This window comes from Legionella impletisoli (assembly GCF_900639875.1).
In the GTDB taxonomy this organism is placed as follows: domain Bacteria; phylum Pseudomonadota; class Gammaproteobacteria; order Legionellales; family Legionellaceae; genus Legionella_A; species Legionella_A impletisoli.
In genome coordinates, this window is sequence record NZ_CAAAIA010000001.1 from 405838 (window position 1) to 421040 (window position 15203).

Below are 15203 nucleotides of genomic sequence, written 5' to 3' on the forward strand. Positions count from 1 at the left end.
ACTTTAATTAAACCTCAAGAAAACAGCCAAGGATGATAATGAAAGCAAAGCAGCATAAAAATCAAAAAAATCACACTAGTCACCATCAACACATGGTGTCCGATTTTCGCAAACGCTTCTGGGTATCGACTTTTCTCACAGTTCCCATTCTTTTTCTGTCACCAATGATTCAAACTGTTCTAGGCATTAGAGAATACTTCACCTTTACTGGTGATCTTTATTTTTTATTTGGTTTGTCTTCCTTTATTTTCTTTTATGGTGGTTGGCCTTTCCTAAAAGGCATTTACAAAGAAATTCGTCATTCTAATCCTGGCATGATGACATTAATTGCCACCGCTATTACAGTTGCTTACCTTTATAGCAGCGCTGTGACCTTTGGCGTAGCCGGCAAAATATTCTTTTGGGAATTAGCAACCTTAATTGACATCATGCTTTTAGGCCATTGGATTGAAATGCGTTCTATTTTAGGGGCAAGCCGCGCTCTGGAAGAGCTGGTAAAACTTATGCCCTCAGAAGCACATAAAATCATGCCGGATGGTGCGGTAAAAGATATACCTATTGATCAACTTGAAAAAGGCGATATGGTTTTAATTAAACCCGGTGAAAAAATTCCAGCAGATGGCGAAGTGGTTCAAGGTGAAACCAGTGTCAATGAATCCATGTTAACCGGTGAGTCAAAGCCTGTATCTAAATCCAAAGGCGCTGAAATTATTGGTGGCTCCATCAACGGAGAAGGCTCTATTCAAGTGGAAGTGAAAAAAACAGGGAGCGATTCATTTTTATCACAAGTCATTGAGCTGGTACGTGAAGCACAAGAAAGCAAATCAAAATCTCAAGACCTTGCAAATCGCGCAGCTTTTTGGTTAACGATCATTGCATTGTCAGGTGGGGCCATTACCTTAATGATTTGGCTGCTATTCACCGCTCAAGATTTTGCCTTTGCATTAGAGCGAACCGTTACGGTGATGGTCATCACCTGCCCTCACGCTTTAGGGTTGGCCGTTCCTTTAGTGGTTGCGGTTTCCACATCTATTGCTGCAAGTAATGGTCTTTTAATTCGAAATCGCGCCGCATTTGAGCGAGCTCGAAAAATAAATGCCATTGTATTTGATAAAACAGGCACCTTAACAAAAGGTGAATTTGGAGTAACGGATGTTTTAGTTTTTAATAAGCAATATTCAAACGATGATCTTCTTCATTATGCTGCGGCAGTGGAGTCCCATTCTGAGCACCCTATTGCAAAGGGCATCGTGAAATCTGCCAAAGAACAATGGGGTATAGCGGAGTTTAAGTCTCTTCCTGGTAAAGGAGCTCAAGGAACTGTAAAGGAAAAACGAGTTAAAACCGTAAGCCCAGGTTATCTAAAAGAAAAAGAAATTAAAATAACTGACAAACAGATTGAAAAACTGAGCGCACAAGGAAAAACCGTGATTTATGTGCTTATTGACGACCAGTTAGCCGGAGCCATTGCTTTAGCGGATATCATTCGTCCTGAATCTAAAGAAGCCATTAGTCAGCTCAAAGAAATGGGTATAAAGTGCCTGATGCTCACTGGTGATAACAGGCAGGTAGCTAAATGGGTGGCGAAAGAAATTGGGCTCGATGACTATTTTGCTGAAGTCTTACCACAGGATAAAGTTAAAAAAATAAAAGAAGTACAACGGAAGGGGTTACTTGTAGCCATGACGGGAGATGGCGTCAATGATGCACCGGCATTGGCACAGGCTGATGTTGGTATAGCCATTGGTGCAGGAACCGATGTGGCTATTGAGTCAGCAGATATTGTTCTTGTGAAATCCAGCCCCAAGGATGCCCTGGCCATATTAATTTTAGCACGTGCAACCACCAATAAAATGATCCAAAATCTCATTTGGGCCACTGGATATAATGCTTTTGCGATTCCTATTGCCGCCGGTGCACTCTATACCTATGGCATTTTGTTATCCCCCGCAATTGCAGCGATTCTTATGTCTTTAAGTACAGTGATTGTTGCCATCAATGCAACATTACTGCGAATAAAATAGAAGGTTAAGCATATTTACGGATAATCATTGGAATAGGTTAAGTTATGGGCAATCCATCTTGCTCGGTTCAGCCACAGCAGCACTTGCTTATCTTGTAGGTCGGTTTCTACATTATTATTTAACTTAATTAGATTCATAGAAAAGGATTATCTAATGAACCAGTTTTTTACTCTCTGGGCGAAGTCTGCTCAAACCAGCTTTGGCTTATTCTGGATGGCTTTTTGGGCGTTTGCATTTGGATACCTCATCAGTAGCATGATTCAGGTACTTGTTACCCGAAAGCGTATGCAGCAAGCAATGGGTAAAACAGGCGTAAAAAGTGTAGCGCTTGGTACGTTTTTTGGATTTATATCCAGCTCATGTTCCTTTGCAGCACTAGCTACGACTCGCGCTATTTTTTCTAAAGGGGCGGGATTAATTCCTTCTTTGGCTTTTTTGCTGGCATCTACCAATTTAGTAATTGAACTGGGTATTGTCATTGCAGTTTTTTTAAGCTGGCAATTTGTAGTTGGAGAGTATCTTGGAGGGATACTACTTATACTGTTTATGTGGGTATTAGTAAAATTGACCTTGTCGAAGCGTTTAGAAAAAAAAGCGCGTGAACACGTGCAATCACTAAAAGAGGGAGAAATAGAAGAACCACCTCAAAATTGGCGTGAATTAATTGTCAACAAGGAAGGTTGGTATCGGGTTTCGAAACAGTATCTTATGGAATGGAAAATGGTCTGGAAAGATATCACCATAGGATTTACTGTGGCAGGTATTATTGCAGCTTTCGTTCCAAAAGCATTTTTTGAAACTCTATTTGTTGGCTCATCTACAGATAACCCTGCATTTTGGCAAATCTTGTTACAAACACTCGTTGGCCCTGTCGCTGCATTTTTTACTTTTATTGGTTCTATGGGAAACATACCCTTGGCCGCAGTATTATTCAGTAACGGCGTGAGCTTTGCAGGTATTATGGCATTCATTTTTAGTGATCTGATCGTCTTTCCAGTATTGCGGATTCAAACCAAATATTATGGGTTGAAGATGGCTATGTACATTCTAGCTATTTTTCTAGTTGTACTGGTGATTTCATCTTTAGTTTTGCATTACGGTTTTGCCTTGTTTGACTTATTACCTCAAGGCAGCCAAGCCAAGCAAATCATCGATCGAACATTTTTTGCCATTGATTACACTTTATTTCTCAATATGCTTTTTATTTTAATGTCTATTTTATTTCTAGTTTGGCATTTGGCTTATAAAAAGGTGCAATTCCGTAGCGATGGCTGGATAGAAAAAAGCTTATTTATAGTAGCAATAATGGCAATCTTATGGCTGGTAGTAGGTTTATTTTTTTATTTATTTCTTATATAAAAAAATAAGAACACGTTTTAATCTCAGGGGGGCTTGTCCTATTAAGCGTTTTTTTCGTAGGCTTTGGTATACGCATAGGCCAGGGGTCAAACATTACTTGTAGTTGGGGTGTCTGGAATACTGAAAAAATAACTATCAACATAACCTCTTTGCCTGTAACAGAAAGCTACAGGCCATAGAAAATTGATTTACCAATCATTTTGTCTACGAAATTTGATTTATTCAGTTTCGCATCCGATTGCTTTACAAGCAGCCATAGAACCGAAACAAATTTCCACTTGTTTAAAGTTTCTTTGCTTTAATAAAGAAGCAGCTATCGTGGCTCTACGACCACTGCCGCAAAAGGTTGTAATAAATGAATCTTGAGGCAATTGTTTTATATGTTCTGGTAAATCACCAATGTAAATATGCTTTGAGCCAGGTAAATGCTCTTCGTTCCACTCATTGTCTGAGCGCACATCAAGAAGTATGAACTGCTTATTGTTCTGAAGACGTTTTTTAATTTCCTGTACGTGCACAACAGGAAAGTGCCAATATTCTTTACCTGTTATTTCCCAAGCGTGAATACTAGGCAACCAGCCTTTTATTCGTGTATAGCCCAGGCGAATGAGCTGAACAACTGCTGATTCCATATCTTCTTCATTTTCTGCAATTAAAATAATGTCCTTTTCATAATTTAAAAACCATCCAGCAAATTTAGAGATCATATCATGCGGGATAGCAATACTATTGGGTATTGAGACGCCAGCATAGGCTTCAGGTGAACGCACATCAACAAGTTGGGCCGACTTATTATTTGCTATATCATCAACATTTAACCGGCTTGGGTGTGGGATAGTTTTTAATATTTCAGGGCCCTGTAAGTTTCTTTTTTCCATTTCCTCAAAATAGGGGGGATGATCAAATTGTCTTTGGTATTGATCTTTTATAAACTCTTCTTTGCTCAGATTTTGTAAAGATTTATTATAACTTTTCTCATAGCCAATTGTTGAGAAATTATGTTCTCCCATCCCTTCACCACAAACTGAGCCTGCCCCATGAGCAGGATAGATTAAAACATGATCGCCCAAGGGTAATAGCTTTTGGTATATACTATCATAAAGAAATCCAGCGGCTTCTTTACGAGACTTCCATAAATCAGTACGACCTACGGCCCCGACAAATAATACATCCCCTGTAAATACAGCAAAGGGTGAATCACTAGAGGTAGTATTGTAAAGAACTAGAGAAATACTTTCGGGCGTATGTCCTGGTGTTTCTAAGATTTTAATGAGAATATTTGAAAATTGAAATTCATCATTTTCCTTAACACTATTGCCATATTTAAAGTTCAACTGGTTTCCATGGTAAATTTTTGCATTGGTTTGCTCAGCTAAGGAGCGAGAGCCAATAACATAATCTTCATTTCGATGTGTTTCGAAAATATGCGTTATCCGTACCTGTTTCCTAAGTGCTAGGTCGAGGTAATCTCCAACATCTTGATGAGGATCGATTACAATTGCTTTGTCTTCATCACCAATCATATAAGATAAATGAGCGAGTCCTTCATCATAAAATTGCTCAATAAACATGGTTAAACTCCTTTTGGTTGATTATATAATTATAGTGGTTTTATTCCATTGCATCTGAAGGCTAGTAAAAAAATACAAGGTTAAATAGAACACATTTTTACCTTCCCTCTTCTTAACGCTATCGCCATAAAGAGCATTTTTTTGTTAATTGGGTTACCTTTTCCCAGTTACCAAATAAGACAATGCCATAATAAATAAGATTATCTTCTTTCGTCTCAGCAGTTCTTTCAATTTGCTCTTGATAAGTACCTATCGTCATAGTATCTGTAAAATCATTTAACAAAATATTTTCAGCTAGAGATAGACTCGTCAAGATTTAGCGCAGCAATGTATCGCACCGGACAAGTAAAAACGATTCATCCTGACGATAAAAAAATACGAGTGCTCTCGCTTTTTCCTTTCGATCCACTCTTGAATTTTGAACTAGTAATTGAGCATGTAGTAGTTGTTCAAGGAGCATGGAGGTATTAACAGAGGGAAAATGGCACAAGCTCTCAAATGGCGAGGGTATTCGATTTAATGCTAACCAATCACATGGTTACCGAAATCTCATGTCAGAAGCAGCCACATTTCATGATATTATCCACTACCCTAAGAAAAGCTAACTTTCTCTTCGATATAGGTTTTAAGGAAGACGAACTCTAGTTTGTCGAGCCCCTGTCAGATGGATACCGGGGGCTTTACCCTTAGCTGACTTGCACAAATCTAAGACTTAGTCTCGTGCTTTTTCTTTACCAAGGAATAAACTTGCTCGATTGCATGCTTTAATCCTTTGATTTTAAGATGTTCGGGTATATCTTTCACCACTTTATTATAAATCTGTGTCATATCAAAGTTCGTTTTAAACAGCTCATTTACTTCTATTTCGTTCACAGAAAACGGCGGCCCTTGCATTTCCTTTTGATCGTATGAGGTGGTGATTAACAATATTTCTGTATCAGGCGCAAGCAATTTATCCAGTTGTTCTGAATAAAGTTTCCTTAGTTCTCGTGGTAGAGCAATTAAGGCTGCTCGGTCATATACGGCCTCAACTTTACCCAGTAGATTTTTATTAAAATTAAAAAAATCACCGGCAAACAAAGTAATTTCATCACTCATGTAAACCACAAAATCATTCCTTTCAGACACCTTGAAACGAATTTTATTGTCGTTAAAAAATGCTTTGCATGCCTGCTCGCTAAGTTCTACACCAATTACTTTATATCCTTGACCAGCAAGCCAAATCATATCAATACTTTTACCGCATAAGGGAACAAAAACTCGATCACCGGGTTTTAGATTTAACTTAGGAAAATAACGTTGCATTAAAGGATTAGGTTGCGACTGGTTAAATCCAATTTCATTGCATTGCCATCGTTGCTGCCAATATTGTTTATCCACTACGATTCAAACCTAATTTTGGGCACAGCAGTCAAGATGATTAGTCTTTGCCATGACAATGGTTATATTTCACCTGGGCACTGCGAGCAAGCACTGTGCCCACCACACTAGGCATAGCTTAAAAGCTACTCCGCTAGGTTAAAATAGTCAAAAGGTCTAAATTCTACATTGGGAATCGCAATCTTGCCAATAGCATGCATTCCCTATCACCACTCATGATATAGAGACATTATCTGCACAAGAAAAAAGCGATTACTCCTGCTTCCACCGTATCAATCAACGTTCACATTATTTAGAGAGTTGCTTGAGATGGGAGAAAAACTTTTCTTATTTAAATAGAAGAATTTAGCAATGATTTACGCAAAAAATAAAAAACAGAATTGTTCTGAAACCCATGCCGCTCAAACTCAACCTCGAATTCTAATTTTTTGTAAAATTCCAGAGCTTCCCAATCCATAGTATTGACTGTTGCAAAAGCACAACCTTTTTCATTACCATACTTCAATGCCTCATGCATGAGCTTTGTTCCCCATCCTTGATGTCTGAAGGACTCACTCACCCAAAGATTATCTACATGAAGACCTCCATAGAGTGTTCCGCCACTACAACCACCCACAATGCTACTATCTGCATCACGAATAAAGCATGCAAAGAAGTCTAACGATTCAAAGCCCCTTTCTTGTTTGGCATATGCCTTAATCCCATTCGTTAATATTTGAACATCATCGGGATCTGGATTTTCTAAAATCGATAATTGCAATGTCATTGAATGATTCTCTTTAATCCTATTTTTTTATTAAAAAGGTTTTAATTAGCCGCTCTGATGCATTCGTATCATGTGTATTTCGCATAGTGATTTAATGCATTCTCATCATGTTCCCTTAAATATTCAAACGATTTTTTAGACCCAAGATAACATAGATTTCGAACACCTCCTCACAAATCTTTTTGATAACAGGATAATCCAACCCACTGTATTCATTCTGATTCATGAAATCACTTCAAGAGTTAGTCATCCCATCATACTATTTGAGTCAGTGTTTTTAGAATAAAATTAACTCTAGCTTCAATCGGTAAACATGGGACATCGACTAATGTATATCTATAGTGCAGGTATGCTTCTTTAAGGGCGTGGTAAGTTTGTATGCTTTCTGCAAAATCCTGTTGTCGTTCACTATCTTTGATATAAATTTCTTCCCAAGGTGGGAATATAAAGACGGTTTGACAATATCTGTATTGTTTTACTGCGGAATTCACTTCATGATGCTCTTTGTGACAAAAAGATTTTGCGTAACCATACAAATCAGGTATCCCTCTATCAAAAAAAACGGCGGTTCTTTCTTGCTGCATTTTTCGATAATCATGAAGGGAGTGGTCCAACATGAGTTCTAAGAATGCATCTCTATCCCCGGTATGAAACGCATTCCCGCCATTGTCCTGTTGTTCTTTGATAATAGCTCGAGCAACTTCTGGCACTGTCAAAAAACCTCTTTGAGCTAAGGCGTTTAAAACAGAGGTTTTTCCAGAACCAGGACCGCCAGTCAAAATAAAAAAATTGGGATTGAAGGCCAAGTTACACATTATTTTTCTCGAGGATCAAGAGTACTTAGGGTTTGCCTTAAAACCAGAAATACATTTATTTTAGTGGAAGTGCCAGATAACTTACTGGTTGTTCATTGAGATTCCGTGTCTTATGGCCTTTGCCAGTTAAATCTTCCAGTAACACTATCTCGCCTGATCTAAAATTTTTTGTTTCACCACTACTTGTCTCAATTTGCATAACCCCAGATAAAACAATGATAAATAATCTTTGAGATGGGTTATGCCAATCTTGTTCTTTACCAGGCCCCTCACCAAAAAATACATTGTTCACTGGGATCATGCGTGTGGTTAAACCCACTTTGTCAGGATTTAATTCTTCTGAAGCGGTCTTAAAATAAGAATTACCATCTTTATCTGTAAGTAACATTGTGTATGGAACGGCTTTAGCAGCGTGCAACATAGAACTTAATCCTAAACATATTAAGAAACGGTAAATCCAAGATATCAATAAATCCATGCTCTGCTTGAGTCCAGGAAGTTCCCAAAAGAATGAACAATTACTGAGGAGTCTTGTTTTGTAATTGCAATAAATTTACCTTGCACCGGTCCAATCCTTTATTTTTAATTAGCTCTGGCACTGAAGATTTCACCGCGATGCTAGAGAGTAAATTTGTTGATTTTACAAAACAAAATCAACATGGTGAATACAAACAGGCTCTTGGAATTGGATTAGCATTATATTCAGCGAATTCAGTCCTCAACTACGGTTAAAACAAAATTCTTTAATCGCCAATCGAGTTCCATAACTGCTTCAGTTGCCTTTTTAATTTGTTTATCCGTAATTGTACCATCAGTCGTATAGAGAAATCCTTCCCCAAAAATTAAATGCCCTTGTTCTCGAAATCTAACCTCAGCTTTCTTGATCCATGAAAAATCTTCTAATAATTTGATTACTTTTTGAGGCAAATTTAATTCTTTTCCTTCTAAATCACAAGGAGCTTTATCCATTAGAAGAGTAACGGCTTCAAAAGTTTGTTTTATCCCGTCACGTAAAATACTCATAGAAACAATCATCGCAGCTACTGCATCGCTCCACCACAGCCCATAAGCTATGCCCAATATACCTATAATCGCAACAAAGGCGGTAAGCCAATCGGCACGATTCATTTTGGCATCTGTATAAAGCACCTTATCATAAAGTACCGGGGCAATTTTTAATTTTGCTTTTCCTAAGAAAATAGGAGGGAGAACGCCATATAACAAAACTAAAATCATGAGCCAGCCCAGCCAAATTTCATATCCCCAAATATTAAATAAACCAATGGTCGGGTAATCTTTATTGATTAATACCCAAAAACCATCGAGCAATAAATAGCCCCCCATAACGAACAAGGCTAAAGAAGCGCAAAGAAAAGAAATTGAAATGGCACGATGGTATCCATAAGGATAAGTACGATTTGGTTTTTTCCAACAAATATAACTACTGATTAAAAACGATATGGAAGGTATCATGCTCAACACATCATCAAGCCATACCGTTTTCATGGTTTGAGAACTTCCCATTACTAAGTATGTTAGAAATGCTACGGAAGTAAGATATACAATAGTCATCCAGGCTAGTTTTCGTGCCTTGTGCAAATAATGGGTTTGTTCATCAGTAAATTCATATTGAGGAGTTAGCTTCATCTTTTATTTTTCTCAAACCATGCTTAATTTGTTTTTTTTGATTTTTAAGGTATTTTTCAAGCGTTATCAAAAATTGATTCTCCCCTCTCGGAACTCCGATCACATGATTCACTTTATGGAGCTTGGTAATTAATTGATAATGATGATTTTCCAGCTCCCATTGTGGAGCTGCTACAGGCAATCCAGTTGAAAAAGGACTGATTGTTTCAATAATTTGGTAATTTTCTGTATCGAGATATTTTTTTATCCAGTTAGCAGGTGTAATGGCGATTAGAGATTTTTTGGAAGATTTTTCTGGTCGGCCTATATAATAAATTTCTTTATAATAAGGTCGAGTTAAGCCGATTTCTTTTTTCCATGGCGTGTTTTCATTAATACCACCAATCACTACATCTACTTGGTGTTCTATAAGCGCTTTCATGGCAAGAGATTCAGGCAAATAAAAAAGTTTTGGTTGGGCATTGAGCTCTTTTGCAAACTGATTTAAAAGTAAGAGCTCAATACCAGTCTCATTATTGTTAACCCAGGGAGGATTGTAAATTGCCCCTATTCTTAAAATATGATTTTTTTTAACTTTTTCTAAGGTTTGTTTCGGATCTTTCGGTAAATCGCAGCTAGAAATTAAAAGACACATCAAAATAAATAGTTTATAAAAGAATTTTCCCATGCTTAATTCCATGTTGAAGCCAGGCGATATTCAAGTCAACTGTATCATCCAAACGGCCGAAATTAAATGAAAATAATTTTCTAAGATATCATCTTTCTTTTTATTTACGTCAATTCGATAAGCAGCATCCATATTGCTGACTTATAAAAGTGGCAAAAGGACTTAAGGGGTAAAAGCCCTGACGCACCTTACTCGCCAGGTGTCGTTCTTAGAATTACCACCCACACTCCCATTATTGAAGGATTGGGACCAAGCGTTGAACTCAGAACCCTCAGGAAAAAACTCTGTGGAACTCCAGTAATCCCCCATAGAAAACCCACCAATTAAATCTTTATTAATAAATAAACAGTTGAGTTGATCTTTGGCTGGCAAAAACCAGTCGTTATAGCATATGTTTCCTGCCTGACAAGGGGTATTGCCTCGTGAATCCACTTCGAAGTTATTACATAGTTGGGCTGCATAAGGGATACCACCATTATTGCCAACCGTAGCAATGATCGTCGTGGTATTGGCAGCGCCGTTGGTAGTGCTTTGCGCATTCGTGATCACACCATTACCTCCCCATTGAATGCCTGTGCTGTTATCGGCAATGGATGCAATCAGATTTAGATTTGGAATTACAGCCCCAAGACAAGCAATAGTGCCTCCATTGGAAGATTGCCCAACTGCTGTCGGCAGGTAGGTATAACCATTTGCAAGTGTAGAATCTCCATTCGTGGTAGTAATGACGACGTCTACAACGCCCGCTGCATGAGCAGGAGTGACAGCAGTCACCGTAGTGGAGTTCACGACATTGACACCGATTGCTGCTGTTCCACCAAAAGTCACACCAGTTGTTCCCGATAATCCAGTTCCCGTTAAGATAACTCCGGTACCGCCTGCGGCCGAGCCAGATGGTGGATTAATTTCAGTTAATGTTGCTTCCGTCTCTAAAGACGTCACAGTCACTGTTGCAAAAGAGGTGTTACTCGCTGAAAAAATACAGAAGCCATTCGCAATAAATGTACATCCAGTCAATGAAAATCCAGGGGTTTTTACCTTAATACCAACTGCAGGATATATATGATTGGGGGCGATGGTACGAATGCTTAACGTGCGGCGGGTTACTGTGTAATTTTGACAGCTCAAAGGCCCCCTGCCATTCAAACAAAGTATTATATCTAACGTTGCTGGTGTACCGCTGCTGGTGACTTCAAATAAATTCCCCGTACCTGCAAAGGATGCCTGCCCGAGAAAAAACATCACAGCGTATAGAATCATTATCCCTATTTTTTTCATTATTTTAGTCCTTAAAGCCACAAATTTAAACCAATAGGTTTGAATAAGTTTTTCTTACCTCTTATGTTAATATCAATGGATGCTTAGAAGCTCACCTTTTCCAACTATGACAATATCAACTGACTTTTCTAAATGAAACAAGGCATTATAAATTCCACTTGAAATACGATTAGCATGCTTCATAACTGAACCATAAAAATTTGGATTAGATTCGGCTTCGGTATTAAAACAAAGTAACATATGAAACGCATGATCGAAAATAATTCATTTTTCCAAAAATGAAAATAGGTTGGCATTTTAAAGTTCTGGCGAGTAGGCTTGGTAGAATTATTTTTGTTTGAGCGTAAGTTGGCATCTTATTTAAGTAACCCTTATATTCTTAAATTGCCAAGGATCGCTATGATCCACTTCCTCAGTAAATAATCGCTCACGATTAGTCAGCGGTGTCCAATCGGTATAATGGCCACTTAATTGTCCTAAATAATCTTTCGCTATTGTTAATACATATTGAAAATCAATGTCTTCGGGCTCCACCAACCCAGCTTTAGGGTGCTCAATCACCCAGAGTAATCCCGCGATTGTACCTGCAACCACCTGCAGGGTAGTGGCATTGTTATAATCGGCTATCTTACGAACTTCTTGGATGGATAGCGTTGAGCCAAACCAATAAGCTCCTCGTTGATGCCCCATTAACAACACTCCTAATTCATCGCTGCCATCGACAATTTCATCTATGATGATCTGATGTTTCGATTGTATTTGCCATTCATTGCCGGCTAGTTCCAATAAAGATAATCTCGCTAATGGGCATGGTTGATAAGCATAATGTACGGTCGGTCGATAAATGACACGATTATTCTCTTTGTAGCTTAAATAATCGGCAATTGAAATCGCTTCTGAATGGGTAATTAAAAATCCATGAAAAGGACCTCGGCTTGGAGTCCAAGTGCGTACTTTTACGCTCGCTCCGGGACGATTCAAGTAAATCGAGCATTTTTCCCCATAATCATATCCCTCTGCATCTTCTGGCCAATGCCGCTCATGCGTACCCCACCCCAACTCCGCTGGCTGTAAGCCTTCACCAATAAATCCTCCCACAGACCAAGTATTAATAAACTCTTGGGCTTGTCTGTATCTTAAAATATTTTGAGTGTCATTTTCCGCAATATGGATGGCTTTGATGTTTAAAGACTTTGCTAAACTTGCCCATTCTTGTGATGATGTGGGTGCATGGAGTTCTTGGCCACTGTCTTTGGCAATATTGATTAAAGCTTGCTTTACAAAATGCGATACCAAACCTGGGTTGGCTCCATGTGTCACCAAAGCTGTAGTGCTGGGTCCGTTTTTTAACTTCAATACTGCTTCGCGTAAAGCATAATTGGTGCGCTGTTTAGGCGCCAAATTCTCATTATCGTAAAATCCTGCCCAAGGCTCGGTGCATAAATCCAAATAAAGAACCTCATTTTGTTGGCAATATTTTATGAGCTCAACGCTCGATATGCCGACGGACAAATTGAGCAATACATCTTTAGGTTTAAGATTTGCGGCAAGCACTTCAAGATAGTTTTCTTTGGTGATCACGTTTAAAATTAAGGAAATACCATAACGTTCAACGATTGCATTACCAGGATCATCTTTGGTGATGATTTGAATTTGATGGGGTTGAATGTCTAAATGATTAAAAAGCAACGGAATAGTGGCTTGGCCAACCGTTCCAAAACCGATCATTACAATACGATGTTCAAATTTAATTTTTTTATACATAATAATAATCCTTTATTCATTTTTTTGATCTTAATTGATTTTTGTTTATTGTAGATTAGATAATTTTGAGTTTCATCTTGGCATACACTGAGTTTGATCGAGAATAATTAATAAGCGTCTTCTATTTCATAATAAGTATGCAAACGGAATATGATCATCTAATGCAAGCCAATGATTTGCCCACACTTCTCTTTCTTTTACAAAGCGGTCTAGATCTTCGATGGTATTTTTAAACCATCACCATGAAGCCACTCATTAATGTGTAGCTTATAAATCAAGTTCATGACTAATGGCTGATCGGATGAATTTACTTTCTTAATAGAAAACGAGCAGAGTAGTTAGTTGCTTTATTCATTGCTTATGAAGTTCACGTCATTGATGGATGGTTTAAGTTAATTGGTTTATGTGTTTTTTGCCAGCAAGGGTAAAAAATAAATGTCTCCTGGCGCGTCTCTGTAAGAAGTTGGATTTCCTATGAATGGAATTTTATTGTCGTTTATTGAAGCTTAAAAGCAAATAGAAAACCTAGGACACAGCCTTTGCCCTCATCCTCCCAGACTCCCATGCTTTGTTGGGCCACACTTCGTTTAGCCCAACCTATTTGCTTCATAATAAAATTTCAAACAAAATCAAAGACCTTGTTTATTGTAAAAGTTAACCCTTGTACAGTTATATACTGGTTTGTTGTACCAAAAAGAGTACCTGATTTAGTATAACCATTAGCCAATGTACCGGCAAATGCGGAGGTGTAATTGGTTTTATTATGTGGGGACAGAGCATAGCGATAATTGATATCTAAAAACCAAGTAGGGTTAAAAAAATAGGTCATCCCTAATTCTACAACACCCCCCCAAACCCATTTTGTGCTAGCAAAATTAACAGGGGTACCCGAAACATCTACATGAGTGCCATCAATATCAGCAAAACCTGTTACATTATAGATATTGGTTCGAGTTCCAAAGGTGGTTGGACCCAATCCTAAATACGCATGGATGTTTTTAAAAGAGTGCTGAATTATTCCCATCAAATCAAATTCATGCTCTATGCGTGTCTGTATAGAGCTTATGGTCGCACGCCCTGTAAAGCCAGTGCCTGCTCCTGTTACAGCTGTGAGTGTACCAAGTTGTGGAGAAACAAGGTCTGAGTCTGTCATTGTTATGGATAAGTAGTTATAAGCTAATTTAATACCCCATAACCAATCTTGATTAGAGAAGCTTTGCAAATATCCTAATTGCGCTTCAGGGGCAAAAGTAGTTTGCGTTGTATGAAAAGGAACAGCAGGGCCATTTGCTGTACCAAAAGCAACTAATGTTCCCCCGTTATATATATTGGTAGTTCCGATAAGTGGATTAAAATATTGATCCAATTTAACTGAATTATAACTACCGCCAAGACCTGCAAAAAATAACCTATTAGGTGTTTCAGTTTCGGGCTTATCTCCCATCACTCCAGCACATGCCAAACTTGAACTCAATAAAGCTTGAAGCAAAAAAAACTTAAATTTCATCATGAAAATACTCCTGTAATCAAATATAACTAGAAGGATTTATAGAACAAAGATTACGGCCAAAAATGCAAATAAGCAAGATACAATCTCCCGATAATCGCAAAGAGAAAAACAGGATACCAAATGAATTTGTCTTAGCGGCCAGCAATTGGAAAGAAAACCACCCAAATAAAATCGATGGGACGCATGGGATAACATGGGCAACCTTACTATTACTGGTATATAGCCCATAAGCAGTGCGAGTGTCCCACTTGTCCCTTATGTCCCAGTGAAATTCCAATAATCCTGAAAGAAAATTGAATATTCCATTATGTGATACCCCGGGTTCCACTTCGTTTCACCCAGGCTACTCGCTAAATGCCGGCTAGATTGAGCCTGCCAAAGATGGCAATGCATCTCAAAAACTTAGAATCAAATGCATTGGA

General features: G+C 38.2%; 14 protein-coding genes. 2 read left to right on the forward strand and 12 right to left on the reverse strand.

The window, feature by feature from the left end:
• Nucleotides 1-38: 38 nt before the first annotated feature.
• Together E1O41_RS01885 and E1O41_RS01890 are read left to right on the forward strand one after the other, a co-directional pair.
• Nucleotides 39-2024 carry a copper-translocating P-type ATPase gene (locus tag E1O41_RS01885; protein WP_229669294.1) on the forward strand — a complete coding sequence of 662 codons (1986 nt, stop codon included), beginning with the start codon at nucleotides 39-41 and terminating at the stop codon, nucleotides 2022-2024.
• Between the two features lie 213 nt (nucleotides 2025-2237).
• Entirely contained in the window at nucleotides 2238-3383 is a 1146-nt protein-coding gene (locus tag E1O41_RS01890; protein ID WP_268237621.1) for a permease, read from the forward strand.
• A 218-nt stretch (nucleotides 3384-3601) separates the two neighbouring features.
• Here E1O41_RS01890 and E1O41_RS01895 read toward each other — a convergent pair whose 3' ends face one another.
• The 12 genes from E1O41_RS01895 to E1O41_RS01950 form a co-directional block, all read right to left on the reverse strand.
• Complete coding sequence (locus E1O41_RS01895) at nucleotides 3602-4954, reverse strand: MBL fold metallo-hydrolase (protein ID WP_131775609.1); 1353 nt, start codon at nucleotides 4952-4954, stop codon at nucleotides 3602-3604.
• A 118-nt stretch (nucleotides 4955-5072) separates the two neighbouring features.
• Complete coding sequence (locus E1O41_RS01900) at nucleotides 5073-5267, reverse strand: DUF2000 family protein (protein WP_229669295.1); 195 nt, start codon at nucleotides 5265-5267, stop codon at nucleotides 5073-5075.
• 392 nt (nucleotides 5268-5659) lie between these two features.
• Nucleotides 5660-6334 carry a thiopurine S-methyltransferase gene (tmpT, locus tag E1O41_RS01910; protein ID WP_165481067.1) on the reverse strand — a complete coding sequence of 225 codons (675 nt, stop codon included), beginning with the start codon at nucleotides 6332-6334 and terminating at the stop codon, nucleotides 5660-5662.
• A 331-nt stretch (nucleotides 6335-6665) separates the two neighbouring features.
• Nucleotides 6666-7100 carry a GNAT family N-acetyltransferase gene (locus tag E1O41_RS01915; protein WP_131775611.1) on the reverse strand — a complete coding sequence of 145 codons (435 nt, stop codon included), beginning with the start codon at nucleotides 7098-7100 and terminating at the stop codon, nucleotides 6666-6668.
• A 254-nt stretch (nucleotides 7101-7354) separates the two neighbouring features.
• Complete coding sequence (locus E1O41_RS01920) at nucleotides 7355-7915, reverse strand: AAA family ATPase (RefSeq protein WP_131775612.1); 561 nt, start codon at nucleotides 7913-7915, stop codon at nucleotides 7355-7357.
• Nucleotides 7916-7970: 55 nt separating this feature from the next.
• Nucleotides 7971-8336, reverse strand: coding sequence for a cupin domain-containing protein (locus tag E1O41_RS01925; protein WP_165481068.1), 366 nt, complete (start codon nucleotides 8334-8336; stop codon nucleotides 7971-7973).
• Between the two features lie 290 nt (nucleotides 8337-8626).
• The gene (locus E1O41_RS01930) at nucleotides 8627-9562 is read right to left on the reverse strand and encodes a cation diffusion facilitator family transporter (protein ID WP_131775614.1); all 936 of its coding nucleotides are present in this window, start codon (nucleotides 9560-9562) and stop codon (nucleotides 8627-8629) included.
• The gene (locus E1O41_RS01935; RefSeq protein ID WP_165481070.1) at nucleotides 9540-10229 is read right to left on the reverse strand and encodes a transporter substrate-binding domain-containing protein; all 690 of its coding nucleotides are present in this window, start codon (nucleotides 10227-10229) and stop codon (nucleotides 9540-9542) included. The genes E1O41_RS01930 and E1O41_RS01935 overlap by 23 nt, the downstream gene beginning before the upstream one ends.
• Nucleotides 10230-10391: 162 nt before the next feature.
• Nucleotides 10392-11507 (reverse strand): Lcl C-terminal domain-containing protein, encoded by a 1116-nt coding sequence (locus E1O41_RS01940; protein WP_131775616.1) that lies wholly within the window; start codon nucleotides 11505-11507, stop codon nucleotides 10392-10394.
• A gap of 72 nt (nucleotides 11508-11579) precedes the next feature.
• Complete coding sequence (locus E1O41_RS11690; RefSeq protein ID WP_165481071.1) at nucleotides 11580-11747, reverse strand: hypothetical protein; 168 nt, start codon at nucleotides 11745-11747, stop codon at nucleotides 11580-11582.
• Between the two features lie 120 nt (nucleotides 11748-11867).
• Nucleotides 11868-13271 carry a homospermidine synthase gene (locus E1O41_RS01945; protein WP_131775617.1) on the reverse strand — a complete coding sequence of 468 codons (1404 nt, stop codon included), beginning with the start codon at nucleotides 13269-13271 and terminating at the stop codon, nucleotides 11868-11870.
• Nucleotides 13272-13890: 619 nt separating this feature from the next.
• Complete coding sequence (locus E1O41_RS01950; RefSeq protein WP_131775618.1) at nucleotides 13891-14781, reverse strand: hypothetical protein; 891 nt, start codon at nucleotides 14779-14781, stop codon at nucleotides 13891-13893.
• Between the last annotated feature and the right edge of the window lie 422 nt (nucleotides 14782-15203).